The organism is Micromonospora sp. CNZ295 (assembly GCF_004217535.1).
In genome coordinates this window covers 2,865,073-2,892,068 of record NZ_SHKZ01000001.1, presented here as the reverse complement: position 1 = coordinate 2,892,068, position 26,996 = coordinate 2,865,073, and the positions used below count along the sequence as shown (strand labels likewise).

The following is a 26,996-nucleotide window of genomic DNA, read 5'->3' as shown; positions in this document are numbered from 1 at the left end:
TACTCGTCGTCAGCCCGCGCGGCGCAGCCGCTCGGCGTCCTCCACGGTCATCTCGTCGACCAGTCCGGTGGTGTGCTTGGCGGCCCGGAAGACGGGGTGCGCCACCACCCGGCGGAGGAAGTCGCGGGTGGTGTGCACACCCCGGCCGGCCACCCGGAACTCGGCCAGGGCCCGGTCCACCCGCTCGATGGCCTGACGCCGGTCCGGCGCCCAGACCGTGACCTTGGCGAGCAGCGGGTCGTAGTCGGCGGTCACCCGGAAACCCGGGAAGCCGTGCGTGTCCACCCGCACGAACGGCCCGCTCGGCGGCAGGAACTCGTCGAGCACCCCCGGCGTCGGCAGGAAGCCCCGCTCCGGGTCCTCGGCGTTGACCCGGACCTCGATGGCCACCCCCCGGGGCCGCACGTCCTCCTGGCTGACCGACAGCCCGTACCCCGCCGCGACGCGCAGCTGCTCGCGCACCAGGTCGATGCCGGTCACCTGCTCGGTGACCGGGTGCTCGACCTGGATCCGGCAGTTGACCTCCATGAAGACGAAGTCGCCGTCGTCGCCGACGAGGAACTCGTACGTGCCGGCGCCGGCGTAGTTCACCTCCCTTGCCGCGTACACCGCCGCGGCGCGGATCCGCTCGGCCAGTTCGCCGGGCAGGCCCGGCGCGGGCGTCTCCTCGACCAGCTTCTGCCGGCGCCGCTGCACCGAGCAGTCACGCTCCCCCAGGTGGATGACGTCGCCGTTGCCGTCGCCGAGGACCTGCACCTCGACGTGCCGGGCGTTCTCCAGGAACTTCTCCAGATAGAGACGGGGATCGTTGAAAGTGGCCTGGGCGACCGCGCGCAGCCGGGCCCAGGAGCGGCCGAACTCGCGCGGATCCCGGACGACGGTCATCCCCCGGCCGCCGCCGCCCGCCGTCGCCTTGATGATGACCGGGTAGCCGATGAGCGCGGCCACCTCCCGCGCCTCCTCCAGCGAGGCGGGCGAGCGGGAGCTGCCGGGAAGCACCGGCAGGCCGGCCGCGCGGGCGATTTCCCGCGCCTGCGCCTTGTCGCCGAGGCGGCGCAGCAGCGCGGCCGGTGGACCGACGAAGGTGAGCCCGTTGGCCTCGCAGATCTCCGCGAAGTCCGGATCCTCGGAGAGGAACCCGTAGCCGGGGTGCACCGCCTCGGCACCGTTCTGCAGGGCCGCGGTGACGATCGCGGCGGGGTTCAGGTAGCTGAGCCGGGCCGCGGCCGGTCCGATGCGGACGCACTTGTCCGCGTACCGGGCCACGGCCGAGTCGCGGTCGCTGTCGGAGCAGACCGCAATGGTGCGGATGCCCAGCTCCCGGCAGGTCCGCGCGACCCGCAGGGCGATCTCACCCCGGTTCGCGATCAGCACGGTGGAGAACACGTGTCTTACCTCCTGGTCCGGGTCACGACGCGGCCGCCTCCGGCGGCGCCAGCACGAGGAGCACCTCGCCGTACTCGACCGCGGTGCCGTCGGTCACGCACACCTCGACCACCCGGCCCGGGCGGTCGGCCTCCACCGGGTTCATCAGCTTCATGGCCTCGACGATCGCCACCTGCTGGCCCGCCGCCACCTCCTGGCCCACCTCCACGAACGGGGGCGCGCCGGGCGACGGGGACCGGTAGAAGGTGCCGACCAGCGGCGCCGTGACGGCGAACGTGCCGTCCGCCGGTGGCACCTCCGCCGGCGGCGCGACGGGCACCGCCGTACCGGGGCCGGCCGGCGGGGGCGCCGGGGTTTCCGGCCACTCCAGCGCCACCAGCAGCTCACCGGCCTGCACGCGGACGCTGCGCAGCGGTGCCGGTGCGGTCCGGGCGAGCTGGGTCGCCTGCCGGCACAGCTCGTCGATGCCGTGCGGGGTCGGGTCGGTCGCCTCGTTGGTCATGCAAACCTCGAATCCTCGGTGCCGAACCGCCGGAACCGTCGCCGGCGGCGGGCCACCAGATCGGTCGCCGCGACGGCAGCGATCTCTTGAAGGGACTCGATCAGCGCGGCCCGGAGCAGGTCGGCCGCGGCGACGGGGTCCTCGTGCGCGCCGCCGGGCGGCTCCGGCACCACCGCGTCGACGATGCCGTGGCGCAGCAGGTCCCGGGAGCCGATCTGCAACGCCGCCGCGGCCCGGGGCGCGGCGGCCGGGTCCTTCCAGAGGATCGCGGCGCACCCCTCCGGGCTGATCACCGAGTACATGGCGCCCGCGCAGGCGAGGACGCGGTCGGCGACGGCCAGCGCCAGCGCGCCCCCGCTGCCGCCCTCGCCGGTGACCACGGTGACGATCGGCACCGGCAGCCCGGACATCAGCCGGATCGTCTCGGCGATCGCCCACGCCTGACCGCGCTCCTCGGCGTCCATGCCGGGATGGGCTCCCGGGGTGTCCACCAGGGTCACGACCGGCAGGCCCAGCTTGGCCGCGAGGCGCATGAGCCGGGCCGCCTTGCGGTAGCCCTCCGGCAGGGCCATGCCGAAGTTGCGCTGGATCCGCTCGGCCGTGTCCCGGCCCTTCTGGCTGCCGATCACGATTACCGGCCGGCCGTCGAGCCGCCCGATCCCGCCGACCGTCGCGGGGCAGTCGCCCGAGCCGCGGTCGCCCCGCAGTTCCAGGAAGTCGTCGAAGGCCTGGGCGATGTAGTCCAGCGTGGTGGGACGCCGCGGGTGCCGCGCCGCCGCGACCACGTCGGCGGCCTCGCGGACGGGGAGCTCGGCGGGGTCCCGGACGAGGCGTACCCGGTCCGTCGCCGCGGCCGCCGGGGCGCCCGGCGCGGCGGCGGCCAGCAGCCGGGCGATGGTGGGGCGCAGCGCCGAGCGGGCGACCACCGCGTCGAGCAGGCCACGGGCCAGCAGGAACTCGGCGGTCTGGAAGCCCTCCGGCAGGTCGTGGCCGATCGTCTGCTCGATCACCCGCCGGCCGGCGAAGCCGATCCGGGCGCCGGGCTCGGCGATGACGACGTCGCCGAGCGTCGCGAAGGACGCCGCGACGCCGCCGTACGTCGGGTCGGTGACCAGGCAGACGGTGAGGATGCCCGCCTCGTCCAGCTCGGCCATCGCCTGACTGGTCTTCGCCATCTGCATGAGAGCGAGCGCGCCCTCCTGCATGCGGGCCCCGCCGGACGCGGTGACCAGCAGCAGGGGACGGCGGGTGGCACGGGCGGTCTCGGCGGCGGCGGTGATGGCCGCGCCGACCCCGACGCCGAGGCTACCGCCGAGGAACCGGAAGTCCATCACCGCGGCGACCAGCGGATGCCCCAGCAGCGTGCCGGTCACGCAGGTCACCGCCTCGGCCAGGCCGGTGCTGTCGCGTGCGGCCCGGAGCCGGTCCGGGTACGGGCGGGAGTCCACGAAGCCCAGCGGGTCCTCGCCCACCTCGGGTGGGTCCAGCGGCTGGACGGATCCCGGGTCCAGCAGCTGCTCGATGCGTTGACCGGCGGTGAGCCGGCTGTGCTGGCCACAGCCGGGGCACACCCGCAGGTCCCGGTCGAAGCGCGGGCCATAGGTCAGACCCCGGCAGGAGCCGCAGCTGACCCACTCCGGCGCGGGTGGGGGCAGGGTCGAGACGGTCACTCCGGCAGCGTGCCGGCGCGGCCTCAACGCATGTTGGAAGCGGACTGAACCCCGGCCCGGCCGCCGGGGGCGGGACGTCCACCGGCTCTCGAGGCCCGGCCGTGATCCTGCTGTCCGGACGCGGCCGGTCCGGGCTGGTCCGGCGTACGGGCGGCCGGCGGCCGCCGGGAAGGAAGGACGCGGATGCCGAGCGACCGGGCGGCGCGGCGGGAGCCCGCCGCCGACACGTACGACGAGACGACCCCCGTCCTGGTGGTCGGAGGTGGTTACGCCGGCCTGGCGTCGTCGCTGTTCCTCGCCCACCACGGGGTGGCGTCGGTGCTGGTGGACCGGCACCCGGCCAGCTCGGTGCAGGGCCGGGCGCGGGGGATCAACCAGCGCACGATGGAGCTCTACCGGCCGCTCGGTGTCGAGGACCCGATCCGGCGGGCCGGCCGGCCGTTCGACGACGAGGCGGGGGTGGTCCGCTGCGAGACGCTCAGCGGGGAGTGGACGTGGCTGCTGGCCGACGACACCCGCAAACCGCTGCCGGAGCTGACGCCGGCCGAGTTCGTGATGGCCGACCAGCGCAGCGTCGAGCCGATCCTGGCGGAGGCGGCCCGCGCCCGCGGGGCGGACATCCGGTTCGGCACCCGGTGCCGGTCGGTGACGGCCGACGACGAGGGCGTGACCGCGGTCGTGGAGGACGTCGGGACCGGCGCACGCCGTACCGTCCGGTGCCGCTACCTGGTCGCCGCCGACGGCTTCCGGGGCCGCACCCGGGAGGCCGTCGGGATCGACCGCGCCGGGCCGGGCGTCACGCAGCACTGGGTGACGTTCCTGGTGCGGGCGGACCTCACCGGGATCGTCCGGCAGCGGGCGATGTTCTGGATCGTGGTGAACGACGAACTGGGGCTGGGCTCCTTCCTGACCACCTCGGTCCCCGACCAGTGGGCGATGAGCGTGGGCTACGACCCGGCGCACACGCCGGCGTCGTCGTTCACCGCGGAGCGCTGCCGGGAGCTGGCCCGGTCGTTCCTCGGCACCGACCGGGCGGTGGAGGTGCTCGACGTCGCCGCGTGGGAGGAGGCGGTCGGGGTGGCCGACCGGTTCCGCGCCGGACGGGTGTTCCTGGTCGGCGACACCGCCCACGTCTGGCCTCCGGCCGGGGCGATGGGCGCCAACGCGGCGGTGCAGGACGCCCACAACCTGGCCTGGAAGCTGGCCGCGGTGCTCGGTGGATGGGCGGGCGAGGACCTGCTGGACACGTACGAGGCGGAGCGCCGGCCGGCGGCGCTCGCCCTGGCCGAGATCACGGTCGCCCGGCAGCGGGCCCGGTTCGGCGAGGACCCGGGGGGCGAGGACGTCGACGACGTGCTCTGCACGCTGGGCCAGCGGTACCGGTCGGCGGCGACCGTCGGCGCGACGCACGACACGGTGTACGGGCGGGAGCTGGCCACCCGCGCCGGGCCGGGTCTGCGGGCCCCGCACCTGTGGCTCGACCGGGACGGGCGGCGCATCTCGGTGCACGACCTCTGCCACGACGCGTTCGTGCTGCTGACCGGCGACGGCGCGGTCCGCTGGGACGGGGTCGGGTCGCTGGTGGCGCGGGAGCTGTCGGTGCCGCTGCGGGCGTACCGGATCGGGCCGGCGGCGGCCGGCGCGGACCTGGTCGACGTCGAGGGCGTCTTCGCGGCCCGGTACGACGCCGCCGGAGCGACCCTGCTGCGTCCGGACGGGTACGTGGCGTGGTGTTCGCAGGACCCGGTCGACCCGGCCGCCGCGCTGCGCGAGGCGCTGCGTACGGTGCTGGGCCGGACCGGCTGACGTCGCCGCGCGCGGTCCGGTGTGGACCGCGCGCGGCGCTTCGATCCGGTGAGCGGCCTCGACACTCACCGGATCAGTACGTGGCGGCGACCTCGTAGACGCCGAACGGGCGCGGCTCGGGGAGCCGCTGGTAGTCGCGCAGCGGCGCGGTGGTGTCCCGGTGCGCCGCCCCGGCTTCCCAGGCGCGGAACGCGGCGAGGCTGATCCACTCGCTCATCACGACGAACGCGCCGTCGTCATCGGCCGCGCGGAGCAGCTCGTTGCGCAGCAGACCCGGGGTCCCGGCCAGGTCACGGCTGATGCGGTGGTACGCGGCCGCCACCGCGTCCGGCTCGCCGGCGGGCGCGGCGGCGTAGACCAGCACCCGGACCCGGTGTGTTCCGGCCGGTGCGGCGCCCCCCGGTCCGGCCCCGCCGGACCCGGACCGTGTCAGCTGGTCGGACATGCGGGCCACCCCTCCCTCGCGCACCACCGCGTGGCGGCGGCCCCGGACGGACCGCCGGCACAGCACACCCTGCCCCGCTGGGGTGCGGCTGAATCCGGACTCGGCCCCGACCGCTCCGGCCGCCGTCGCCTCGAGGCGTACTCGAACTCCGCCGGACGCCCGCCGGGGCGGCGGAAATTGGTGGGGGTCGGCGCGATATTCATCAGGTGCGCAAAAGGGACGGCATCGACGCAGGTTTTTGTCCAGAGTGCCGGGTCGCAATAGCTTGCGTGGCTACACATGCGATTCCACAGACCCCGAGGTAGCCCCTTTGTCGCGCGTTCGGGACCGCGCGCGATTAGCACGAAACCTACCGGCAGGAAACGTCAGACAGTTGACCCACGAAACCTTGACCGCCCTGGGACCGCAACTTACAGTCTGTAGCAGTTGCGCCACGGAGCATGTCGATCATGCCGCCGAACGGCTGGATGAGGTGTCGGAGGGGTTGATCCACCACCGCAATTACCCGTCGATGTCCCGCCGTTCGGACAGCGTCAACTCCGCACCATTTCCTGGGGGAGCTAATGGTGTTCCGCATTCTTGGCCCATTGTCCGTCACGCACGAAGACCGGGAAATCACACCGACCGCACCGAAGGTTCGCCAAGTCTTGGCTTTTCTTCTGGTGCGCCGCAACCAGGTCGTGCAGGTCAGTGAATTCGTCGACGAATTATGGGGGGACAATCCGCCGGACAGCGCGATGACGACCCTGCAGACCTACATCTACAAGCTACGCAAGGACGTGCTCGACCCAACCGGCCTGGCGCGCCTGCACACCCAGTCCTGTGGCTACCTGCTCGACGTCAACGACGACGACATCGACGTATGCCACTTCGAACGGCTGGCTCAGCAGGGCCGCCTCGAACGGGAGCGCGGTGACGCCCAGCGCGCCAGCGAGCTGCTCACCGAGGCGTTGGCGCTCTGGCGCGCACCCGCCCTGCTCGGCGTCAACGCCGGCGAGATCCTCTCCGCCCACATGACCCGACTGGAGGAGAACAAGCTCCGGGTGCTCGGCATGCGAATCGAGGCGGACATGCAACTCGGCCGGTACGAGGAGCTGATCAGTGAACTGAAGGAACTGGTCCGCAGCTATCCGCTGCACGAACGGTTCCACGCCAACCTGATGACCGCGCTCGACCGGTCGGGCCGGCGGTACGAGGCGTTCGAGGTCTACCGGCGGCTGCGGGAACTGCTCATCGACGAACTCGGGCTGGAACCGTCCCCGGCCGTCCAGCGGCTGCACCGGTCCCTGCTCAACGCCGAGCCGGCGGAGAACCGGCCGGCGCCCAGGCCGGCGGCGCCCGCCGAGCGGATCCCGGCCCGCACGGCACCGCCCGCTCAACTGCCGCCCGACGTACCCGATTTCACCGGCCGGGAGGAGGTGGTGCGGCGGGTCAGAGCCGTCCTCACCGCCGGCCAGGAGCACGGCACCGCCCCGGCCGCGATCTCGATCTGCGGCATGACCGGGGTCGGCAAGACGACCCTGGCGCTGCACGTCGGGCACCTGGAGCGGGCCCGCTACCCGAACGGCCAGCTCTTCGCCGACCTGCGCGGCTCGTCCCGCAACCCGACCTCGCAGCTCGACGTCCTCGCCGGATTCCTGCGGGCGCTGGGCGTACCGGAGCAGCAGATCCCGCCGACCGTCGAGGAGCGCAGCAGCCTCTACCGGACCTGGACCAACGGCCGGCGGCTCCTGGTCGTCCTCGACGACGCGGCCACCGCGTCCCAGATCGCGCCGCTCGTGCCGGCGACGCCGGAGAGCGCGGTCCTGGTGACCAGCCGGTGGGGCCTGCAGGTCCTGCCCGGCGTCCAGGTCACCAAGCTCGACGTCATGACCACCGGCGAGGCGGTGGCGCTGCTGCGCGCGATGATCGGCGCGTCGCGGGTGGACGCCGAGCCCGGGGAGGCCGAGCGGATCGCCGACCGCTGCGGGCACCTGCCGCTGGCGCTGCGCTGCGTCGGCGCCCGGCTGGCCGCGGCGCCGACCTGGTCGCTGCGGAAGATGGCCACGATGATCGAGTCGGGGCCGGCGGCGCTGGACCAGCTCCGGTTCGCCGAGTTCGACGTCCGCACCAACTACGACGAGACCTACTACCGGTTGGAGCCGCACGACCGCAGCGCCCTGCGCCTGCTCAGCCTGCTCCCGCCGCCACACTTCACGGCCGCCACCGCGGCCAGCCTGCTCGGTAGCGCCGCCGACGCGGTGGAGACGCAGCTCAGCCGCCTGGTCGCCTGCAACCTACTGGACGCCCGGGCGGACGAGGGCGTGGTCCGCTACCGGCTGCACCGGCTGATCCGCCTGTACGCGCGGGAACGCCTCAACCACGAGTTCATCGAGCCACGGCTCGGCTCGAACGTCTGAGCTCGCCGACGGGTGCCGGAGTCAGCGCCTCCACCACCGACCGGCCGTCCCGCCGGTCCGGCCCCGGCCACCCGCCCGTCCCGTCCCACCGCCCGGCCATCCCGCCGGCCGTCGCCGTGCCCCGTCCCGCGCGCTGACCGGCCCGCGCGCTGACCGTCCCGCCGAAGCCGTCCCGCCGGCGGCGGTCAGCGCCCGCCGGCGGTCCGGACGACCTCGCCGTTGACGTTGCCGTTGGCCGCCGAGCCGAGGAACACCACCAGCCGGGCCACGTCCTCCGCCGTGCTGAGGCGGCCGCTCGGGGTGTCCCGGGCCGCCTGCGCCACCAGCTCCCGGTCGACGTTGTCCAGGCTCTCGGTCAGCGTCCCGCCCGGCGCGACCACGTTGGCCAGCACGCCGTCGCGGGTCCACATCAACCCCCGGACGAAGCCGTGCAGCGCCGCCTTGGCGGCCCCGTAGACCTCCGACCCCGGATTGCCGTGCAGGGCGGTGACCGAGGAGAGCAGGACCACCCGGCCCCACCCGCGCCGGCGCATCCCGCCGAGCACCTCCCGCACCGTCCAGAGGTGGCCCTCCACGTTCTCCCGGAACCGGCCCAGCCACTCCTCCAGCGGCAGGTCCTGGTACGCCGGCAGGTCCTCCGGATTGATCCACACCCAGGTCTGGGCGTTGGCCACCAGGACGTCGACCCCGCCCCAGCGCTCCTCCACCCGGCGCACCGCCGCCCGTACCGAGGCGGGATCGGCCAGGTCGTAGGGCACCGCGAGTGCCCGCTCCTCCCCGCCCAGCTCCTTGACCACCTGCTCGGCAGCCGCCTCTGAGGTGTGGTAGGTCACGGCGACCCGGGCGCCCTCGTCGGCGAAGGCCCGTGCGGTGGCCCGGCCGATACCCCGGGTCGCCCCGGTCACCAGCACCCGCTTGTCCGTCAGGCCGAGATCCATGGCGTACCCCTCACGACGTCGCTGACCGGCACGGCCGTGCCGGGGGGCCAATCTCCGCCGCCGGGCTCGACGCCGGCTCGCCGACCCGTCCGTCGGGGCACGCGCGTGCTCCAGTCGGGGTCAAGCAGCCCCCGATAGCGTCCGCCGCGACGAGCCCGGGCCTGGACGGAGGACGGCCGATGCTGCACGAGGAACTGCGGGAGATCCGGGACCCGGTGCTGCGCGCGGTGCAGGACCACCCCTTCTGGTCGGGGATCCGGGACGGTTCGCTGCCACCGGCGGCGCTGGCCCACTTCCTCGCCCAGGACACCGGGTTCCTGCTCCCGACGTACGCCCGGGCGCTGGCCCGCTGCGCGGCGGCGGCCAGCGACGACGCACACACCCTGCTGCTCGGCCAGTCGGTCGCCGGCACCCTGGAGGCACGCGACCGGCTGCGCGCCAACAGCGCGGCCCTGGCCGGGACGACCGGCCTGCCGGAGACCCTCGGCGACCCGCCGATGGACCCGGTGACGCAGGCCCACACCGCGTTCCTCACCGCCGCCACCGCGGCGTCCTTCCCCGCCGGGGTGGGCGCCCTGCTGCCGATGGTGTGGTTCAACGCCGAGGTCTCCGACCGGCTGCTGCGCGACACCGCGCCCGGCACGCGCTACCGGCCCTGGGTGGAGGCGTACCACCCCGGGGAGTCCTACCGGTACGCGGTGCGGGCCTTCCTGGACATGGCCGACGACGTCGGCAAGAACGGTACGGCCGGGGAGCGCGCCACGCTCGTCGAGCAGTTCTCCATCAGCATCCGTTACGAATGGGCATTCGCCGAGTCCTGCACAGCGTCCCTTTCGGACGGTGGGGATCGGCGGTCGCCGTTCCAGGAGTCAACCAGAGAGGGCACGAGATGACTGCCCAGACCCCGGTTCCCTACCCCTTCCCGTGGACCCCGCCGATGGAGGTCCCGGAGGCGCTGCGCGGTCTGCGCGAGCAGGCCCTCGTCGAGGTCCGCCTGCCCAGCGGGGACACCGCCGTGATGGTGACCCGCTACGCGGACGTACGCAGCCTCTTCGCCGACCCCCGGCTGAGCAAGAACGTCGCCCGACCCGACGTGGCCCGCATCGCCGCCGACAACGAGCTGTTCGTCGACCCGAAGATCGACGGCGACCCGCCCCACCACACCCGGATGCGCGGGCTGGTCACCCGGGCGTTCACCGCCCGCCGGATCGAGCTGCTCCGCCCGTACGCCCAGCAGGTCACCGACGAGTTGCTGGACGCGCTGGCCGCCGGCCCGAAGCCCACCGACCTCAACGAGGCGCTCGCCTTCCCGCTGCCGATCCTGGTGATCTGCAAGCTGCTCGGCATCCCGCCGGAGGACCGCAACCGGTTCCGGTCGCTGGTCGACGGTTTCCTGTCGGTCACCAAACTGCCGCCGGACGAGGTGGAGCGGTGCCGCAGCGAGCTGTGGCAGTACCTGGTCGAGCTGATCGAGTACAAGCGGGCCAACCCCGGCGAGGACGACCTCATCACCAGCCTCATCAAGGTCCGCGACGAGGACGACAACCGGCTGTCCGAGTACGAGCTGCACCACTGGACGCGCAGTCTGCTGATCGCCGGCTACGTGACCACCGCCAGCCAGATCGGCACCGGCACCGCCGTGCTGCTGCACCGCCAGGATCTGGTCAAGGAGATCCGGGCGGACTGGTCACTGGTGCCGTCGGCGGTGGAGGAGCTGCTGCGTACGCAGATCATGGGCTCGTCGATCGGCACGCTGCGGTACGCGCTGGAGGACATCGAGCTGTCCGACGGCACGATCCTCAAGAAGGGCTCCAGCGTGCTGCTCTCCGAGGAGTCGGCCAACATGGACGAGACGGTCTTCACCGACCCGTTCACGCTGGACATCCGCCGCCCGGAGAACCACCACATGACCTTCGGCGCGGGCATCCACTACTGCGTGGGCGCCGCGCTGGCCCGGATGGAGCTCCAGGTCGCCACGGAGACGCTGCTGCGCCGGTTCCCGGAGATCCGGCTGGCCGTGCCCGCCGCCCGGCTGCCCCGCGCCCTCGGCGGCTTCATGGAGGGCTTCAGCGAGGTCCCGGTGACCTGGTGAACCGCCACGCGCTGGTCACCGGCGCCAACCGGGGAATCGGCCGGGCCGTCGCCGCCGAACTGCACGCCCGGGGGGTGGCGGTCACGGTGACCGCCCGCGACGCCGCGGCCGCCGCCGGCACGGCGGCCGAGCTGGGCTCCGGCGTACGCGGACAGCAGCTCGACGTGACCGATGCCGACAGCGTCGGCAAGGCCGCCGCCGAGGTCGGGCCGGTCGACATCCTGGTCTGCAACGCCGGCGTGCTGCTCGACGGCGGCACCGGGCCGCTCACCGCCCCGCTCGACCGGGCCGAGGAGACACTGCGGGTCAACCTGCTGGGTACGTGGCGGGTGCTGCAGGCGTTCGTACCCGGCATGGTCGAACGGGGCTGGGGCCGGGTGGTGGTCGTCTCCAGCGGCACCACCGCGGAGTTCGGCGGCGCCCTCTTCCCCGGCGCGCCGGGCTACTCGCTGTCCAAGAGCGCCCTGAACGGGCTCACCACCCTGGTCGCCGGCCAGACCGCCGGCACCGGAGTGCTGGTCAACGCGGTCAACCCCGGCCGGGTCCGGACCCGGATGATGCCGCACATGACGACGCCGCCGGAGGTGCCGGGCCGGTTCATCGCGGACGTCGCCACCCTGCCCGCCGGCGGGCCGACCGGGCAGTTCCTCACCGAGCGACGCGACCCGCTCTGACGACGGACCGCCGGTCACCAGATGGCCCGCGACCGAGCCGCACCCGGGACCGAGCGGGCCCCCGACCGAACCAGGTTCCCAACCGAGCCGGGCCTCGACCGAGCGGGGCCCGCCGACCAACAGGAGACCGAGCATGCAGATCGACCTGTCCGGCAAGAAGGCGGTGGTCACCGGGGCCGGCGCCGGCATCGGGCTCGCCGTGGTGCGGGCGCTCGCCGCCGCGGGCGCCGAGGTGTACGGCGGCGCGCGGACCGTCAGCCCCGAACTGAAGGAGGCCACCCCGCACACCCTGACCGTGGACCTGGTCGCCGAGGAGGGACCGCGGCTGCTGGTGGAGCGGGCGCTCACCGAGTTCGGCGGCGTCGACATCCTGGTCAACAACGTCGGCGGCGGCGTCATGCTCGCCCCCGGCTTCCTGGACATCACCGACGACGTGTGGCGGCAGACGTTCGAGCTGAACGTCATGACGACGATCCGGGCCACCCGGGCCGCGCTGCCGAGCCTCGTCGAGCGCAAGGGCACGATCGTCAACATCGGCTCGATGAACGGCACGATGGCCGACCCGCGGCTCGCGCACTACTCGGCCGCCAAGGCCGCCGTCGCCAACCTCGGCAAGGCGCTGTCGGCCGAGTTCGCCCCGCAGGGCGTACGGGTCAACACCATCTCCCCCGGGCCGGTGAAGACCCGGCTGTGGACCAACCCGCACATCGCCGAGAAGGCCGGGATGACGCCGGACGAGTTCCTGGCGATGGTCCCGAGGATGGCCGGCCTGGCCACCGGCGAGATGATCGAGCCGGAGGAGATCGCCGCGCTGGTCGTGCTGTTCGCCTCCGGCCGGATCCGCAGCGTCACCGGGGTCGACCTGCCGATCGACGCCGGCATGGCCCCCCCGTCCCGCTACCAGCGCCCCAACTGACCCACCCCCCACGAAGGCCCCCGACGCCGCCTCCCCGGCGCCCGGGGGCCGCTCGTCGATCATGGAGTTGTGGTGGGCGGTTCACCCCGATCCGCGCCCTTCGTCAGGCACCACAAGTCCATGATCGGCGGGGTGGGGGTGGGGTGGGGTGGTCAGGCGGGGGTGTGGAGACGGGTGGCGTGGTTCAGGAGGTCGGTGCCGTCGAGGACGGCGTCGGCCGGGCCGACCAGGTTGACCCGCCGGTTGAACGCCCGGCCCAGTTCGAGGTCGTGCAGCACCCCGTTCGAGAGGGCCGCCGAGATGAGGTCCTGGCGGGCCATCTCCGCCTTGTCCTCGTCCGGCACGGGTTGACCGGTGATCCGGTAGATCCGGGCCCGGTCCATCGCCGCGGACTCCCGGTACACCGCGTCGGCCTCCCGGCCGGTCGCCGCGTCGTACGCCAGGGCCGTCGCCACCGGGTCGCCGCCGCCGGCGGACACCGCACCGGCGGCGGCGAACGCGTAGGTCAGCGCCATCGCCGAACCCCACCCGTACGCGGGATTGCTCGCGCAGAGCGAGTCGCCGGCCGACAGCAGGCCGAGGACGACCGGCCGGCCGTCGACCACGTACCGCCGGCGCAGGCTGCGGTTGCCCGCCATGACCTGGACGCCTTCCAGCGGGGTGCCGTTGGCCGGGTCCACCCACGGCGCCAGCGCCGGGATGCCGCGGGCCACGGCCTCCCAGATCGAGGTGTGCCGCAACGCGCGGGCGGTGCGGTTGTCCGGGTGGCACTCGAAGGAGAAGGCGTACGTGTCGTGGTCGCCCGGGAAGCCGATGAACCAGCCGTCGGCGAACTCGCCGCGCAGCGTGGCCACCGACGTCCGGGGCAGTTCGCACGCCTCGGTGAAGCGGAAGTAGCGGCTGTAGTAGACGGTCTCGCAGTCCTGCACCTCGGTCGGCACCCGGACGCCCTCAGCTGCCAGCCAGCGCGACACCGGCGACCGCTGGCCGAGACAGTCCAGCACGACGTCCGCGGTGAGCAGGTCGCCGTCGGCGAGCCGCACCGCGGCCACCCGGGGTCCGGCGCTCGTCCAGTCGAAGCGCAGCCCGTTCGCCACCGCCGGACAGCGGAACTCGACGCCCGGCTCCTCCTCGGCGGTGAGCCGCAGCGCCAGCTCGAAGACCGCCCGCCGGGCCCACACGTTGGTGAACGTGTCGTCGGCGGGCACCCACCGCTCCGCCGGGATGAGCCGCTTGAACAGGTTCATCTCCTCGACGCCGTTCGCCCGCAGCCGGGCCAGGACGTCCGGGGCGTGCCGCAGCAGCAGGTTGCGGGCCCGGGCGGAGAAACCGTGCGGCAGCCGGAACTGCGGCACGCCACGGCGCGGCCAGTGCAGGAACGGATCCGCCGCGGGGTCGGCCGGCGGCGGGTCGCGCTCCACGACGGTCACCGGGTGCCCGCGCCGGGCGAGCGCGATCGCCGCGGCCGTGCCGGCGATGCCGCCACCGAGGACGAGGACGCGCTGGCTCATCGGTCCGCCCGCCTTCCCGTACGCGCGGTCACCGGCGCCACTGCACGACGTCGCTGAGCGGCTTGCGGCGCGCCGCGTTCGGCGGCACCGGCATCCGCCTGCCGCGGTCCTCGTGCCCGACGGTGACGATGCCGGTGAGGGCCACGTCGCCCGGCAGGTCGACCACGTCGGCGAGGGCGCTCAGCTCGTCGGTGTAGACCGAGCTGACGAACCCGGTGCCGAGGCCCTCGTTGATGGCCGCGAGTTGGAGCAGCATGAACAGCGCCCCGCAGTCGAACCACCAGAACGGCACCGGCCACGGGATCTCCGACCAGCCCGGCCGGACCTCCTCGCCGCCGTACCGCTCGTGGTAGGACGCCTCCCGGGTAGCCACGTAGATGTGCACCGGCGCGGACGCGATCCAGCGGGGGAAGCCCAACTCCACGTAGCGGGCCTCGGCGATGTCGGCGGCCTTCTGCCGCAGCCCCGGGTCGGTCACGACGACCAGCCGGTACCCCTGGCTGAAGCCGGCGCTCGGGGCCCGCCGCGCCGCGCCCACGATCCGGTCGAGGGCCTCGGCGGAGACCGGCTGGTCGGTGTAGCTGCGCACCATCTGGCGTCGCCGCAGCACGTCGGAGAAGTCCATGGAAACCCCCTCGGGTCAGATCGCGAGCTGCACGTCGTACCGCCGCAGCCACGCGTCGAACTGCAGCACCATCTCGATGTTCATCCGGCTCACCCACTGGTGGGCGATCTCCGAGGGCCGGTCCACGGTGGCCCGGACCGCGGGGAGGTCGAGCAGCGGCAGCGACGGCGAGGACGGGTCGTTCACCAGGGCCGCCAGCTCGCCGCGGAGCATCGCGGCGTACGCCGGATCCTGGGTGACCGGCCACGGGCTCTTGGCGCGGTCGAGCACCGACCGGGGCACCAGGTCGCGGGCGGCCGCGCGCAGCAGGCTCTTCTCCCGGCCGTCGAAGGTCTTGAGCCGCCACGGAGTGCTGTAGAGGTACTCGACCAGGCGGTGGTCGCCGTAGGGCACCCGCAGTTCGAGCGCGTTGGCCATGGCGAGCCGGTCGTCGCGGTCCAGCAGCATCGGCAGCCACCAGGTGAGCGTGACGTGGGTGACGCCGCGCATCAGCCGCTCGGTCTCGTCCTCCTCCCCGGTGTACGGGGCGGCGGCGAGGGCCGTGCGGTACTGGTCCCGGTAGTAGGTGCCCAGGTCCAGCTTCGCCATGAAGCCCGGGTCGAACAGGCCCCGGCCCTGGCCGCGCGGCGACCCGGGCATCAGGTACTCCTTGGCCACCCAGGGGAACATGTCGGCGGCGAGGAGCTGCCGGTCGTACATCCAGCTGTAGCCGCCGAAGATCTCGTCGGCGACCTCGCCGCTCAGCGCGACCGTCGAGTGCTCCTTGATCCGGCGCGCGGTCAGGTAGTTCGACGTGTCCATGTCGCCGAGGGTGGTGGGCATGTCCTGCGCGTACAGGACGGCGTCGCGGGCCGCCCGGTCCATCAGGTCCCGGGTGTTGAGCTGGATCCGGACGTGGTCGGCCTTCAGGTGCCGGGCGACCTCGTCGGCGAACACCTCGTCGGGGGCGAAGCGGACGTCGTCGGGCTGGAACCGCGCCGCGTAGTCGTCGAACGTGGTGACGAAGGTGCGGATGCGCTCGCCGTCGAGCTTCCAGCGCCAGTACGCGGCGATCGCCGACACCAAGCTGGAGTCGACCCCGCCGGAGAGCGCCGTGCAGAGCGGCACCTCGGACTCCAGCTCGCGCAGCACGATGTCGTGCAGCAGCTCCCGGACGTGGCCGACCGTGCCGTCCAGGTCGTCGGTGTGCGGGCGGGCCGCCAGGGCCCAGTACCGCCGCTGGGCCATCCCGGCGCGGCTGATCGTCAGCGTGGTGCCGGGCAGCACCGCGCGCAGGTCCCGGAAGACCGACATGCCGGGCCGCTTGGCGGTGGCGAACAGCTCCTGGAGGTTGTCCAGGCCCACCACCGGCCGGACGAGGGGGTTGGCCAGCAACGCCTTCGGCTCCGAGCCGAACAGGACGCCCTCCGGCCGGCGGGCGTAGAAGAGCGGCTTGACGCCGAGCCGGTCGCGCACCAGCACCAGCTCCTGGCGGCGCAGGTCCCAGATCGCGAACGCGAAGATGCCCTCCAGCCGGGCGGCGCACTCCACGCCCCACTCCAGGTACGCCCGCAGGATCACCTCGGTGTCGCTGCGGGTGCGGAACTCGTGCCCCCGGGACCGCAGCTCCGTGCGGAGCTGCTTGAAGTTGTAGACCTCGCCGTTGTAGACGATGGTGGCGACCAGCCGGCCGTCCTGCTCGACGGAGAGCGGCTGCGCGCCGCCGGCCACGTCGATGATGGCGGTGCGGGTGTGCCCGAGGCCGGCGTGTTCGCGGATCCAGACCCCGGAGTCGTCCACCCCGCGGTTGGTCAGGGTGTCCGTCATCGCCCGCACGGTCGAGCGCTCCCCGGTCAGGTCACGCCCGAAGTCCACCCAGCCGACGATGCCGCACATGCGCATCACCCCTCGCCTCGCGTCCGACTACGCGTGAGCCTGCCGGGCGCCGTTCCAGGCGACCTCGACGGCGACTCGACGGGAGGGCGCGGCCGCGAATCGCCGGACGGGCAGGCCGGCGTACGACACGATCGGCTTCGGGGTGCAACCGTCCCACCCCCCTGGGCCGTCATCGGGGTGTGGGGGCAGGGATGGGAGAGACGTGACGGGTTCTGGCGGCGAGGTTTCACCCGGGTGGGCGGGGAACGGTGCGGCGAGCCGGTGGCTCCGGGTGGTGGCCGGGGCGGTGCTGGTGCTGGCGGTGGCCGGCGGGGTGACCCTGCTCGGTCGGGGCGTCACGGGCTCGTCGCCGCCACCGCCGGTCGCCGGCCCACCGCCGGCCGCCGACACCCGGTTCGGGCTCGCCTTCGACAGCGCGGAGTCAGCTGAGGTCGCCGCGCGGCGGCTGAGCGAGGAGCTGCACGAGGCGCTCCGGAAGGAGGCCCCGGGAGCGAGGTGGCTCTCCGGCGACGGCGCCCAGGACGGCCGACATCCGCGCTACGACTTCGACCTCGGCCGGGACGGTACGGTCTTCGTCCGGGCCTGGTCGGGGCTGCTCAACGACAGCCGCAGGGGCCACCTGGAGGCGATGGTCATCGCCGCGGACGGCCGGTACGCCGACCCGCGGCGGGGCGGTTTCGACTGGTCCTGCCTCGACACCCCGAAGGGCCAGTGGATGTGTGACCAGGCCGAGGCACCCAGCGGCGCGAAGATGAAGGTCGTCACCCACGTCCGGCAGGGCAGCGTCCGCCACCTGGTGGACATCGCCCTCCCCGACGACCGGCGGCTGCACCTCGCGGTCTCGAACGAGGGCGGAGCAGCCGGGAGCGCGCCGGCCCAGCCGGACGCACCGCTGCACGTCGAACAGGCCATCGCGCTCGGGCTGCACCTCGAAGGCCGGATCGCCGGCAATCCCTGATCCCGCCGGTCGGCCGGCCGGAACCGCTGGCCACGGCCGCCGAGCACCGCCCGGCCGTGGTTCGCGGCTCAGTCGTGGTCGGTGTGCGGCGGGGTGCCCGGGGTCTGGCCCGGCTCGATGACCACGAACTGGCCCATCATGCCCTTGTCCTCGTGCAGCAGCAGGTGGCAGTGGTACATGAAGGGGACGTTGCGGTCGGCGTACGCACCGAACCGCACCGCCAGCCGGAGCGGCACCTCGGGCGTGGCGTAGACGGTGTCCTTCCAGCCGGCCAGCTCCGGGGGCGGTGCGGCGCCGTCGACCGAGAGCACCTGGAACTGGGTGCCGTGCACGTGGAAGTTGTGCGGCTTCGGGAACGGGCTGATCACCTCCCACACCTCGGTCGTGCCCCTGGTGACGCCGAAGTCGATGCGGCTCATGTCCATCGTCCGGCCGTTGATCTGGCTGGTGCCGGCCAGCTCGAAGCGGCGGGCGACCGGCGCCGCCGCGTCCACGCCGAGGCGGGGTGGATCGGCCAGGGTGGCGGCCGGCTCGGGCGACGGGGTGAGCCGGTCGGCCGCCCGCAGCTCGAGGACGTCGAACCGGTCGTCACCGCCGGTGATCCGGCTGTTGATCGGGTCGAGGCCGAGCGCCGGCGGGTAGCTGCGCAGCACCGGCCGCTCCCCCGGACGCACGGTCACCACGATCTCGGCGCGCTCGCCCGGGGACAGCTGGACCCGCTCGGTGGTGTGCGGCGCGGGCAGCAGGCCGCCGTCGGTGCCGACCAGCGCGAACGCCCGGTCGTCGGACAGCCCGAAATTGTACGACCGGGCCGGAGAGGCGTTGACCAGCCGCAGCCGCACCCGCTCGGTGGTCACCTCGTGGTAGGGCCCGACGGTGCCGTTGACCACCAGGGTGTCGCCGAGGATCCCGACGTCGGCGATGCGCGAGTAGCCCTCGTCGAGCTGGTTGTCGCCGTCGAGGTTGACGTCCTGCACGATCACCGGGACGTCGTCGACGCCGTACCGGTTGGGCAGCCGGGCGGCCGACGCCGCCGGTTCGTCCACGATGAACAGCCCGGCCATGCCCCGGTAGACGTGGTGGGCGGTGCGCCCGTGCGGGTGCGGGTGATACCAGAGCGTGGCGGCCGGCTGGTCGATCCGCCAGGTGGGTGACCAGGTGGTGCCGGCCCGGACCGGCTGGTGCGGCCCGCCGTCCATCGCCGCCGGCAGGTGCATGCCGTGCCAGTGGACGGTGGTGGTCTCGGGCAGGTCGTTGCGGACGTTGACGAGCACCGTCTCGCCCCTCGCCGCCCGCAGCGTCGGGCCGAGATGCCCGTTGTCGAAGCCCCACGTGGTGGTCGCCCGGCCGGACCGCCACTGCCGTTCGCCGACGCCGGCAGCCAGGTCGAACACCCGCCGCCCGCCCTCCTGCCGGCCGCTGAGCAGCGGCGGGATGGCGAGCCGGTTGGTGAAGTCGACCTCGCCGACGGTGTCGACGTCGGTGACCGCGTACCAGATGCCGGCGCCGGCACCGCCCACGGCCAGGACGGCCGGCACGCCGATCAGGCCCGCCTTCAGGACGCGGCGGCGGGTGGACCGGCGGCCGGCGCTCGCGGCCGGTGGGATCGCCTGGGCGGGGGTGTCCTGCGGGGAACTCGCCAGCAACGGTGTCTCCATCGTGAGGCGGCCGAGGGGCCGGGGACAGGGCCGGACGGCGCGGACCGCGGCGCACCCCACCGGCTCACCGCCGGCCGGGACGCGCCGCGGCCCGTACGCTACGTGCGGATCAGATTACTCGATGCGAATCGATCGGGTGGGGCACCCGCGCGCCGCGATCCGCACGTCCTCGTGCAGCTCGGCGGGCGGTTCGGGGTCGAGCACCTCGACCTGGCCCTCCTCGTCCTGGTCGAAGACCTCCGGCACCTGGTAGACGCAGAGGCTGGCCACCGCGCAGGTCTCCTTGGTCGCATACACACGCATGATGCCCACCGATCGCCGGGTCGGGTCCGTCGCGGCGCGGCCGGCGGAGCCCGCCGCGCGCCCGATCGTCGGGCAGGGCGCTCGAGGGCCGGTACAGCCGCGCGTCGAGCGGCGTTCCAAGGCGGGCCGGCACCATCGGGGCGTCCTCCGTCCGCGCCCCGAAGGGAGCCGCCCGATGACGGGTACGGTCACCGCGTCGCCCGCGCGCCTGCTCCGCCTCGGCACCGCCTTCTGCGAGTCACAGGCGCTGCTGACGGCCGTCGAGCTGGACCTGTTCCGTACGCTGCGGGACGGCCCCGCCACCGCCGGGGAGCTCCGCGACCGGCTGGGGCTGCACGGGCGTGGGCTGCCGGACCTCCTCAACCTGCTGGTGGCGCTCGACCTGCTGCACCACGAGGACGGGCGCTACCGCAACGCCGACGACGTCGACCGGTTCCTCACCGGACGCGGGCCGGAGGACGTGACCGGTTTCCTGCGCGGCGCCAAGGCCAACCTGTACCCGGTGTGGAACGGGCTGACCGAGACGCTGCGGACCGGGCGGCCGCGTACGCCGGCGGAGGACTTCGCGGGCATGCTCGCCGACCCGGCCGCGCTCCGGCGGTACGCGCACATGATGGACGGCGTGCTGCGCCCGCTGATCCCACGCCTGCTGACCGCGATCGACTGGACGGCGCACGGGTCGGTGCTCGACGTCGGCGGCTGCCGGGGCGGCCTGGTCGGACAGCTCGTCCTGGCCCACCCGCACCTGTCCGGGCACGTGTTCGACCTGCCGCAGCTCCGCCCGGTCTTCGCCGAGCACATGGCCGAGCTGGGCACCGCCGACCGGGTGCGGTTCCACGCCGGCAACTTCTTCGCCGACGCGCTGCCCCCCGCCGACGTGGTCGTGTTCGGCCACATCCTGCACAACTGGCGGCCCTGGCAGCGCGAGGAGCTGGTCTGGGCCGCGTACCAGGCGGTCCGCCCGGGTGGTGTGCTGCTCGTGCACGACCGGATGCTCGACGACGCGGCGCCCCGCATCGACAACCTGGTCGCCAGCCTCATCATGGCGCTGGTCACCGAGGAGGGCTCCGAGTATCCGGTCGCCGAACTGGCGGGCTACGCGAAGGCCGCCGGCTTCGCGTCGGTGCACCAGCGACCCCTGGACGACAACGAGACCCTCGTCATCTGCCACCGCACCCCCTAACCACCACCCCCGCGATCTTGCAGTTTCGGCCCTTCTTTTGCGCCTTGAGCGGCTTTCGTCGGGGCAGAAAGCGCAAGATCGCGGGGGAAAGGGCGGGGAACGGGTGAGGGCCGGGGTACGCCAGTGGCGTGCCCCGGCCCTCGCGGACGGGTCAGGCGGGTTTGCGGGCCACCACCAGGGTGTCGTCGTCGCCCAGGGGGCGGTCCTCGACCTTGACGAAGCCGGCGGCCTCGGCGTGCTCGCGCAGCTCGCCCACCGTGTACTCGGAGCCGCCGTCGGTGACCAGCAGCATGTCGAGGCTGATCACCAGGTTCTCGACGCGGCTGGACGGCCGGTCGAGCATCCGGTCGTACACGAGCAGGACGCCGCCCGGGTTGACCGCCTGGTACGCCTTTGCCACCAGGAACTTCCGCTGGTCGCGGTCCCAGTCGTGCAGCACGTGCCCGAGCACCACGATGTCGGCTGCCGGCAGCGGGTGCTCGAAGAAGCTGCCGCCGTGGAACGTCAGCCGGTCGGTGAGGCCCCGCTCGGCGGCCTGCTCGGTGAAGAACGGCTCCATCTGGGGCAGGTCGAAGACGTGCCCGGTGAGGTTCGGGTGCGCGGTGACGATCTGCGCGGCCAGGCTGCCCCGGCAGCCGCCGACGTCGAGCACCGAGGAGTGGTCGGACCACTCGCCGAACGCCTCGATGAGCTGCGGGCCGAGGACCCGGGTCAGGGCGTCCATCGAGTGGATGAACTGCTTCAGGATCTGCGGGTTCTCCACCACCGCCTCGAAGCTGCTGCCCGACTGCGGCTTGCCGGTGCGCAGCGCCTCGCCGAGCCGACCCCACGCCGGGTACAGGTTGCGGTTGGACCGCTCGATGAAGCCGCCGATGTAGGAGGGCTCGCCGCGGACCAGGAAGCGGTCCGCCCCCGGACCGTTGCGGTAGCGGCCGTCCGCCTGCTCCAGCAGGCGCAGCTCGACCAGCAGGTCGAGCCAGTCGGCCAGGCCGCGCCCGTGCAGGCCGAGCCGGTCCCGGATCTCCTCCGCGGCGGCCGGGCCCTCCCGCAGCGTGCTGAAGAGGCCGAGTTCCACCGCCGTCAGCAGCGCCTTGGCATCGCAGAAGGAGTTGGCCAGCCGCAGGATGCCGGCCGGCCGGCTGGTGTCTGTCGCTGTCGTGGTCACTGAACCGCCCGCCTTTACGCTCGAACGCCGACGTCGATCTTCTTCATGGACCACCGGGCGATCTTGAGGGACATGTCGATCGCCTCGGTGGCGTACCGCACCATCTCGGCCTGGTAACCGGCCACCGCCTCGGCCAGGGGCCGCTCACCCCGGGCGACGGCCGTCAACGCCCGGCACAACGCGCTCGCGTCGCGCAGAGCGGTGTTCGCGCCCACTCCGCCGGTCGGCGGCATCAGGTGCACCGCGTCGCCGAGGGGGATCACCGGGCCGGGCGCCCACGCCCGCACCGGCACCGCGGCCCGCAGGGCCAGGGGGTAGGTCTCGGCGGCCTGCGCGTGGGCGAAGACGCCGCGCAGGTCCGGGTGCCAGTCGACGGTACGGTCCAGCACCAGCCGGCACAGCTGCTCGCCGCTGAGCGCGAAGAACGCCTCGTCGGCCAGTCCGAGCAGATCCTTGTGGATGCTGAAGACGGACATGTAGTAGTCCTCGGACCCACCCAGGTCCAGTCCCGGCCAGAGCTTCTCGGCCGCCCGCGCCGGCGGCGTCCGGAACACCATCGGCATCAGGGCCAGCCGTAGCCCGTCGGCGGCGGTGACGTTGACGAACCGGTCGCACAGGGACTCCGGCAGGCCCGCGTCGACCGCCGCCGCCCGGGGGGTACGGGACAGGATCGCCCGCACGCCGAGATCCCGCGTGGTGTCGTCGGGCCGCAGCTGGGCGCGGACGGCGGAGTGCGCCCCGTCGGCCGCCACCAGGACGTCCCCGACCGCGTGGCCGCCGTCGGCGAAGTGGGCCACCACCTCGCCGTCGACCTGCTCGTGGCGGACGAACCGCCTGCCGAAGCGCACCGCGTCCTCGATGCCGGCGAGCAGCACGCGGCGCAGCGTCCCCCGGTCGACCGCGTCGATCTTGTCCGGGGCGTCGCCGCGCGGGTCGTCGAAGGTCGGCGCCGGCAGCGGGTTGAGCCGCTCGTCGAAGGCGACCAGGCCGAGTTGGTGCCGGTCGTTGGCGGTGGCGGCGAGCAGGTCCTGCGCCCGCTTGGGCAGGCACTCCCGCAGGGCCGTCTCGCCCTCGGGGCTGATCCGCAGCCGGTAGCCCTGCATGCGGCCCTCGGCGGAGGCGTCCCGCTCGTAGACGGTCACGTCGACGTCGCCCGCCCGGCGGAGCCCCTGGGCGAGGCAGAGCCCTCCGATGCCACCGCCGACGACGAGCACCCGCATCCGCCGGCGGTTCTGGTTTCCCATCGCGCCGTCAGCCCAGGACCACGGCGGCGATCCGGTCGAGGTGGTCCGGATCGGCGGTGCAGGACAGGATCAGCAGTTCGTCACAGCCGTTGGCGGCGTACCCGTCGACCACGTCGCGGAGCTTGCCCTCGTCGGTGATGGCGCCCTTCGCGAGGTGCTCGACCATCTGCCCCAGATACGCGTAGTAGCTGTGCATGTGCTCCAGGGCGAGCCGCTGCCCGTCCGGCCCGAGCGACACGTAGAGGTTGGCGCCCATCCGGGGCTCGCCCTCCCGCTTCTCCTCGGCCCACAGCTCCTTCACCTTCGTGACCAGCTCCGGGTACTTGTGCGGCGGCCCACCCGGGGAGATCCACCCGATGCCGTAGCGGGCCGCCCGCCGCAGGCCGGCCGGCGAGTGCCCGCCGACCCAGATCGGGATGTCGCCGTTGGTCGGGCGCGGCCCGACACCCGGCGTCGGCCCGGCGCCCTGCCACACCTGGCGCAGCTCCTCGAGCATCGCGTCCAGCCGCCGGCCCCGGGTGTGGTAGTCGGTGCCCGTGGCGGCGTAGTCGTCCGCCCGCATCCCGGCGGACACGCCGAGGATCAACCGGCCCCCGGAGAGCCGGTCGAGGCTGGCGAGCTGCTTGGCCAGCTCCACCACGCTGGGCCGGGACGCGGCCAGCAGGATGCCGGTGACCAGCTTGATCCGCTCGGTCACGGCCGCGGCGGCGGCGAGCGAGACGATGCCGTCGTAGTTGTCGTACACGACGCGGTCGGCGACGGTCAGGCTGTGGAAGCCGAGCCGCTCGGCCCGGCGGGCGAACTCGATCAGCTGCCGTCCCTGCGCGCCGGGGATGGTCGTCGGCAGGCAGACTCCGATATCCATTGCGGACTCCCTGGGATTCACCGGTCGGGTTTCCTGCCGAGCGTTCGGGCGCCCGGCCGCACCACCGACTCGTCAGCGGTGGTGGCAGCCACTGTGGTCGGCCGCGCCGGAGCGGCGGTCGAGTCGTGGTCGACCGGAGGTGGGGGCCGGTGCGGCCGGGCCCGCCGGGCGGTGGCCGGCGACCGGCGTACGACGTCGCTCGACACCCTCTCGAGGCCGGTCCTGTCCGATGGAGGTCGCGCGCCAGCGCCGAATGTCCGTGAGCTGCGCACCGGCCGTGCCAGCCGTACCGGCGGAGGGATGCCCCCTGAAACTCGGAGCGATCATTGAATGGGCGGACGACCTCGCGGAGTTCCGGAGCGTCGTCCGACTGGCCGATGACCTCGGATACGACGTCATCGGGGTCGGCGACACGCCGGCCCGCGCCTACGAGATGTACGTGTCGCTCACCGTCGCGGCGTACGAGACGCGACGAGCGACGCTCACGCCGATGGTGACGACCCCGTTCTTCCGTCATCCGGCGGCGACCGCCACCGCGATCTCGGCGCTGCACGAGGTGACCGGCGGCCGGACGATGCTCGCGATCGGCAACGGCGGCAGCGTCCGGCGGGTCGTCGGGCGGTCGCCGGTCGCCACCCCGCACGAGCTGCGCGACTACGTGACCGCCGTACGGGCCGTGCTGCGCGGCGACTCGGCCCGGGTCGACGGCTTCGACACCGAACCGCTGGAGCGGGTGCGCGACGTGCCGGTGCTGGTCGCCGCGGACTACCCGAAGAGCCTGCGGCTCGCCGGCGAGCTGGCTGACGGGGTGGTGACCACGGTCGGCATGTCCACCGAGCGGGTGGCCGGCAAGGTGGCCCGGATCCGGGCGGCCGCCGAGGCCGTCGGCCGGGATCCGGACGCGGTCCAGGTGTGGGGCTTCAGCTTCATCTCGGTGCGGGACAGCCGGGCCGAGGCGAACGCCGAGATCGGCGCGGCGCTCGCCTCCGACGTGGCGCTGCGGTTGAAGTCGCCGCACATGCGCTCGACCGTCCCGCCCGAGCTGCTGCCCGCGGTGGAGGAGATGGAGCGGCGCTACGACGTGTGGGACCACACGGTCGGTGGCAAGAACGCGCGGCTGCTGGAGGAGCTGGGCCTGGTCGACCTGGCGCTGGAGTTGACCGGGGTGACCGGCACCGTCCCCGAGGTGGGCGAGCACCTGCGCCGGCTGGCCGAGGTCGGGGTCTCCGGCGTACTGGCGGCGCTGCCGCCGCTGGCCGACCCGGAGGGGCTGCTGCGCCGCCTCCGCCAGGCCGCCGACACCTGAGCCGGGGCACCACCCCGCGCACGGACGTCGCCCCATCTCCTCCGGGAGGTGGGGCGACGTCGCGTCCGGCTACCGGCGGCGCAGGCCGAGCCGCGGTTCGAGCGCCAGGTATAGGCCCTCGACCGCGTTGTCGGGGTGGAACGGCGCCTGCTTCATCTCGTGCACCCGGTTGAGGTTGTTCAGCGGGTTGGGGTCGCCGCTGGTGTCGCCCTGCAGGTGCGCCTGGACCACCTGGTACGCGTGCTCGGCGTCGTTGAGGTCGGCGATGCCGGTGATGATCCGGTCGAACGCCGCCTGCAGGTTCAGCCGGTCCCGCTCGTCGTGGGTGAGCCGCTGCGCGTTGTAGAAGTGGTAGTCCTTGCCGCGGTAGCTGTCGTAGAAGACCGACACGAGCACCAGCATCCGCTCGTACGCGTGCCGGTAGACGGTCTGGTAGAACGTCGCCGCCTCGTCCTCGGTGACGTCGCCGCGTAGCCGGCTGGAGATGCTCGCCGCGGCGAGCATGCCACTGTAGGTGGCCAGGTGCACGCCGGTGGAGAGCAGCGGGTCCAGGAAGCAGGCCGCGTCGCCGGAGAGCAGGTAGCCCGGGCCGGAGAACCGCTCCGACACGTACGAGTAGTCCTGCTCGACCTTCATGTCGGTGACCTGCTCGGCCCCGTCGAGCATCTCCAGGACGGTCGGGCACTGCGCCATCGCCTCGTCGTAGACGGCCTGGATGCTCCCGAGCCGCTGGCGGCTGTCGTTGAACAGGTCCCGGCCGGTCACCAGCCCGACGCTGAGCGTCCCGTTGTGCAGCGGGATCGCCCAGAACCAGCCGTTCGGCACCGAGCAGACGGCGATCGCCCCCTCCGGTCCCTTGCGCAGCGGCTTCGCGCCCCGCCAGTACGACCAGGCGGCGACGTTGCGGAACACGTCGTGGAAGCGGCGGCTCTGGAAGTGCCGGGTGGCCAGCACGCCGCCCCGGCCGGAGGCGTCGACCAGTTGGTCGAAGGCGATCCGACCGCCGGTGGCCGGGGTCTTCGTCTCCTGCCAGCGGGCCGCGACCGCCCGGTCGCCGTCGAACTCGACGTCCCGGACGGTGATCCCCTCGATGACCTCCACTCCGGACTCGCGGGCGTGGTCGAGCAGGATCTTGTCGAACTCGCTGCGGATCACCTGGAACGCGTTGGTGTTGTCGGAGCCCTGGTCGGTGAAGCGCACCTCCCACTCCTCCGGGCCCCAGACGAAGTACGCCCCGCCCTTCGGCTGGAACCCGTGCGCCTCGATCTTGTCCCAGACGCCCAGCTTCTCGAAGATCGGGCGACAGGACGGCAGGATCGACTCCCCGATGTGGTACCGGGGGAAGCGGTCCCGCTCCAGCAGAGTGACCTGGAAGCCCTCCCGGGCCAGCAGGCCGGCCGTGGTGGAGCCCGCCGGGCCGCCACCGATGACAAGAATCTGGGTTGATTCACGCATACCGAGAGCATGATGATCGG

General features: G+C 73.4%; 23 protein-coding genes. 9 read left to right on the top strand and 14 right to left on the bottom strand.

What is annotated here, in order from left to right; translation table 11 throughout:
* Positions 1-9: 9 nt before the first annotated feature.
* Genes EV376_RS13705 through EV376_RS13695 form a run of 3 tightly spaced genes read right to left on the bottom strand, consistent with a single transcriptional unit; the run spans position 10 to position 3,543 of the window.
* The gene (locus EV376_RS13705) at positions 10-1,386 is read right to left on the bottom strand and encodes an ATP-binding protein (protein ID WP_130323304.1); all 1,377 of its coding nucleotides are present in this window, start codon (positions 1,384-1,386) and stop codon (positions 10-12) included.
* Between the two features lie 22 nt (positions 1,387-1,408).
* Positions 1,409-1,888 carry an acetyl-CoA carboxylase biotin carboxyl carrier protein gene (gene accB, locus EV376_RS13700; protein ID WP_130323302.1) on the bottom strand — a complete coding sequence of 160 codons (480 nt, stop codon included), beginning with the start codon at positions 1,886-1,888 and terminating at the stop codon, positions 1,409-1,411.
* Positions 1,885-3,543 (bottom strand): acetyl-CoA carboxylase carboxyltransferase subunit alpha, encoded by a 1,659-nt coding sequence (locus tag EV376_RS13695; protein WP_130328644.1) that lies wholly within the window; start codon positions 3,541-3,543, stop codon positions 1,885-1,887. The genes accB and EV376_RS13695 overlap by 4 nt, the downstream gene beginning before the upstream one ends.
* A 198-nt stretch (positions 3,544-3,741) precedes the next feature.
* Here EV376_RS13695 and EV376_RS13690 point away from each other — a divergent pair, with 198 nt between their 5' ends.
* Positions 3,742-5,364, top strand: coding sequence for an FAD-dependent monooxygenase (locus tag EV376_RS13690; protein WP_130323300.1), 1,623 nt, complete (start codon positions 3,742-3,744; stop codon positions 5,362-5,364).
* Positions 5,365-5,437: 73 nt separating this feature from the next.
* Here the strand turns inward: EV376_RS13690 and EV376_RS13685 are convergent, their stop codons facing one another.
* Positions 5,438-5,809: an antibiotic biosynthesis monooxygenase family protein gene (locus EV376_RS13685; protein WP_130323298.1), complete on the bottom strand. Its 372-nt coding sequence runs from the start codon at positions 5,807-5,809 to the stop codon at positions 5,438-5,440.
* A 563-nt stretch (positions 5,810-6,372) separates the two neighbouring features.
* On the opposite strand from EV376_RS13685, the gene EV376_RS13680 reads away from it, so the two are divergent.
* On the top strand, positions 6,373-8,208 hold the full coding sequence (locus EV376_RS13680; protein ID WP_130323296.1) for an AfsR/SARP family transcriptional regulator: 1,836 nt from the start codon (positions 6,373-6,375) through the stop codon (positions 8,206-8,208).
* A 185-nt stretch (positions 8,209-8,393) separates the two neighbouring features.
* On the opposite strand, the gene EV376_RS13675 is transcribed toward EV376_RS13680, so the two are convergent.
* Positions 8,394-9,146 carry an SDR family oxidoreductase gene (locus EV376_RS13675; protein ID WP_130323294.1) on the bottom strand — a complete coding sequence of 251 codons (753 nt, stop codon included), beginning with the start codon at positions 9,144-9,146 and terminating at the stop codon, positions 8,394-8,396.
* 179 nt (positions 9,147-9,325) lie between these two features.
* On the opposite strand from EV376_RS13675, the gene EV376_RS13670 reads away from it, so the two are divergent.
* From EV376_RS13670 to EV376_RS13655, 4 genes are all read left to right on the top strand, one after another.
* Complete coding sequence (locus EV376_RS13670; protein WP_130323292.1) at positions 9,326-10,039, top strand: thiaminase II/PqqC family protein; 714 nt, start codon at positions 9,326-9,328, stop codon at positions 10,037-10,039.
* Positions 10,036-11,238 (top strand): cytochrome P450, encoded by a 1,203-nt coding sequence (locus EV376_RS30865; protein WP_130323290.1) that lies wholly within the window; start codon positions 10,036-10,038, stop codon positions 11,236-11,238. Before EV376_RS13670 ends, EV376_RS30865 begins: the two co-directional genes overlap by 4 nt.
* Entirely contained in the window at positions 11,235-11,912 is a 678-nt protein-coding gene (locus EV376_RS13660) for an SDR family oxidoreductase (protein WP_130323288.1), read from the top strand. The genes EV376_RS30865 and EV376_RS13660 overlap by 4 nt, the downstream gene beginning before the upstream one ends.
* Positions 11,913-12,045: 133 nt before the next feature.
* Positions 12,046-12,828: an SDR family oxidoreductase gene (locus EV376_RS13655; RefSeq protein WP_130323286.1), complete on the top strand. Its 783-nt coding sequence runs from the start codon at positions 12,046-12,048 to the stop codon at positions 12,826-12,828.
* 152 nt (positions 12,829-12,980) lie between these two features.
* Here EV376_RS13655 and EV376_RS13650 read toward each other — a convergent pair whose 3' ends face one another.
* Genes EV376_RS13650 through asnB form a run of 3 tightly spaced genes read right to left on the bottom strand, consistent with a single transcriptional unit; the run spans position 12,981 to position 16,839 of the window.
* Positions 12,981-14,339 (bottom strand): FAD-dependent oxidoreductase, encoded by a 1,359-nt coding sequence (locus EV376_RS13650; protein ID WP_130323284.1) that lies wholly within the window; start codon positions 14,337-14,339, stop codon positions 12,981-12,983.
* Between the two features lie 28 nt (positions 14,340-14,367).
* Positions 14,368-14,964, bottom strand: a complete 597-nt coding sequence (locus EV376_RS13645) for a nitroreductase family protein (RefSeq protein ID WP_130323282.1) — start codon at positions 14,962-14,964, stop codon at positions 14,368-14,370.
* 15 nt (positions 14,965-14,979) lie between these two features.
* Positions 14,980-16,839, bottom strand: coding sequence for an asparagine synthase (glutamine-hydrolyzing) (asnB, locus tag EV376_RS13640; RefSeq protein ID WP_130323280.1), 1,860 nt, complete (start codon positions 16,837-16,839; stop codon positions 14,980-14,982).
* Between the two features lie 202 nt (positions 16,840-17,041).
* Between asnB and EV376_RS13635 the strand changes: the two genes are divergently transcribed.
* Complete coding sequence (locus EV376_RS13635) at positions 17,042-17,797, top strand: hypothetical protein (RefSeq protein WP_130323278.1); 756 nt, start codon at positions 17,042-17,044, stop codon at positions 17,795-17,797.
* A gap of 68 nt (positions 17,798-17,865) precedes the next feature.
* Here the strand turns inward: EV376_RS13635 and EV376_RS13630 are convergent, their stop codons facing one another.
* Both EV376_RS13630 and EV376_RS13625 read right to left on the bottom strand, forming a co-directional pair.
* Positions 17,866-19,443 (bottom strand): multicopper oxidase family protein, encoded by a 1,578-nt coding sequence (locus EV376_RS13630; protein ID WP_486482619.1) that lies wholly within the window; start codon positions 19,441-19,443, stop codon positions 17,866-17,868.
* Positions 19,444-19,569: 126 nt separating this feature from the next.
* Positions 19,570-19,758: a ferredoxin gene (locus EV376_RS13625; RefSeq protein ID WP_130323274.1), complete on the bottom strand. Its 189-nt coding sequence runs from the start codon at positions 19,756-19,758 to the stop codon at positions 19,570-19,572.
* A gap of 175 nt (positions 19,759-19,933) precedes the next feature.
* Here EV376_RS13625 and EV376_RS13620 point away from each other — a divergent pair, with 175 nt between their 5' ends.
* Complete coding sequence (locus EV376_RS13620) at positions 19,934-20,941, top strand: methyltransferase (RefSeq protein ID WP_130323272.1); 1,008 nt, start codon at positions 19,934-19,936, stop codon at positions 20,939-20,941.
* 151 nt (positions 20,942-21,092) lie between these two features.
* Here EV376_RS13620 and EV376_RS13615 read toward each other — a convergent pair whose 3' ends face one another.
* Genes EV376_RS13615 through EV376_RS13605 form a run of 3 tightly spaced genes read right to left on the bottom strand, consistent with a single transcriptional unit; the run spans position 21,093 to position 24,215 of the window.
* Positions 21,093-22,106 (bottom strand): methyltransferase, encoded by a 1,014-nt coding sequence (locus EV376_RS13615; protein ID WP_130323270.1) that lies wholly within the window; start codon positions 22,104-22,106, stop codon positions 21,093-21,095.
* A gap of 14 nt (positions 22,107-22,120) precedes the next feature.
* Positions 22,121-23,350 (bottom strand): FAD-dependent oxidoreductase, encoded by a 1,230-nt coding sequence (locus tag EV376_RS13610; protein WP_130323268.1) that lies wholly within the window; start codon positions 23,348-23,350, stop codon positions 22,121-22,123.
* Positions 23,351-23,357: 7 nt separating this feature from the next.
* A complete protein-coding gene (locus tag EV376_RS13605; protein ID WP_130323266.1) occupies positions 23,358-24,215 on the bottom strand; it encodes an LLM class flavin-dependent oxidoreductase in 858 nt (285 codons plus the stop codon).
* 277 nt (positions 24,216-24,492) lie between these two features.
* On the opposite strand from EV376_RS13605, the gene EV376_RS13600 reads away from it, so the two are divergent.
* Positions 24,493-25,521: an LLM class flavin-dependent oxidoreductase gene (locus EV376_RS13600; RefSeq protein ID WP_165438000.1), complete on the top strand. Its 1,029-nt coding sequence runs from the start codon at positions 24,493-24,495 to the stop codon at positions 25,519-25,521.
* A 69-nt stretch (positions 25,522-25,590) separates the two neighbouring features.
* On the opposite strand, the gene EV376_RS13595 is transcribed toward EV376_RS13600, so the two are convergent.
* A complete protein-coding gene (locus tag EV376_RS13595) occupies positions 25,591-26,976 on the bottom strand; it encodes a tryptophan 7-halogenase (RefSeq protein WP_130323262.1) in 1,386 nt (461 codons plus the stop codon).
* Positions 26,977-26,996: the final 20 nt, after the last annotated feature.

Excerpts from the sequence above, each read along its gene's own strand:
- EV376_RS13685 (WP_130323298.1), bottom strand. The coding sequence starts at position 5,809 with ATGTCCGACCAGCTGACACGGTCCGGGTCCGGCGGGGCCGGACCGGGG.
- EV376_RS13595 (WP_130323262.1), bottom strand. The coding sequence starts at position 26,976 with ATGCGTGAATCAACCCAGATTCTTGTCATCGGTGGCGGCCCGGCGGGC.
- EV376_RS13645 (WP_130323282.1), bottom strand. The coding sequence starts at position 14,964 with ATGGACTTCTCCGACGTGCTGCGGCGACGCCAGATGGTGCGCAGCTAC.
- EV376_RS13620 (WP_130323272.1), top strand. The coding sequence starts at position 19,934 with ATGACGGGTACGGTCACCGCGTCGCCCGCGCGCCTGCTCCGCCTCGGC.
- accB (WP_130323302.1), bottom strand. The coding sequence starts at position 1,888 with ATGACCAACGAGGCGACCGACCCGACCCCGCACGGCATCGACGAGCTG.
- asnB (WP_130323280.1), bottom strand. The coding sequence starts at position 16,839 with ATGTGCGGCATCGTCGGCTGGGTGGACTTCGGGCGTGACCTGACCGGG.
- EV376_RS13675 (WP_130323294.1), bottom strand. The coding sequence starts at position 9,146 with ATGGATCTCGGCCTGACGGACAAGCGGGTGCTGGTGACCGGGGCGACC.
- EV376_RS13655 (WP_130323286.1), top strand. The coding sequence starts at position 12,046 with ATGCAGATCGACCTGTCCGGCAAGAAGGCGGTGGTCACCGGGGCCGGC.
- EV376_RS13610 (WP_130323268.1), bottom strand. The coding sequence starts at position 23,350 with ATGGGAAACCAGAACCGCCGGCGGATGCGGGTGCTCGTCGTCGGCGGT.
- EV376_RS13680 (WP_130323296.1), top strand. The coding sequence starts at position 6,373 with ATGGTGTTCCGCATTCTTGGCCCATTGTCCGTCACGCACGAAGACCGG.
- EV376_RS30865 (WP_130323290.1), top strand. The coding sequence starts at position 10,036 with ATGACTGCCCAGACCCCGGTTCCCTACCCCTTCCCGTGGACCCCGCCG.
- EV376_RS13690 (WP_130323300.1), top strand. The coding sequence starts at position 3,742 with ATGCCGAGCGACCGGGCGGCGCGGCGGGAGCCCGCCGCCGACACGTAC.
- EV376_RS13670 (WP_130323292.1), top strand. The coding sequence starts at position 9,326 with ATGCTGCACGAGGAACTGCGGGAGATCCGGGACCCGGTGCTGCGCGCG.
- EV376_RS13650 (WP_130323284.1), bottom strand. The coding sequence starts at position 14,339 with ATGAGCCAGCGCGTCCTCGTCCTCGGTGGCGGCATCGCCGGCACGGCC.
- EV376_RS13605 (WP_130323266.1), bottom strand. The coding sequence starts at position 24,215 with ATGGATATCGGAGTCTGCCTGCCGACGACCATCCCCGGCGCGCAGGGA.
- EV376_RS13625 (WP_130323274.1), bottom strand. The coding sequence starts at position 19,758 with ATGCGTGTGTATGCGACCAAGGAGACCTGCGCGGTGGCCAGCCTCTGC.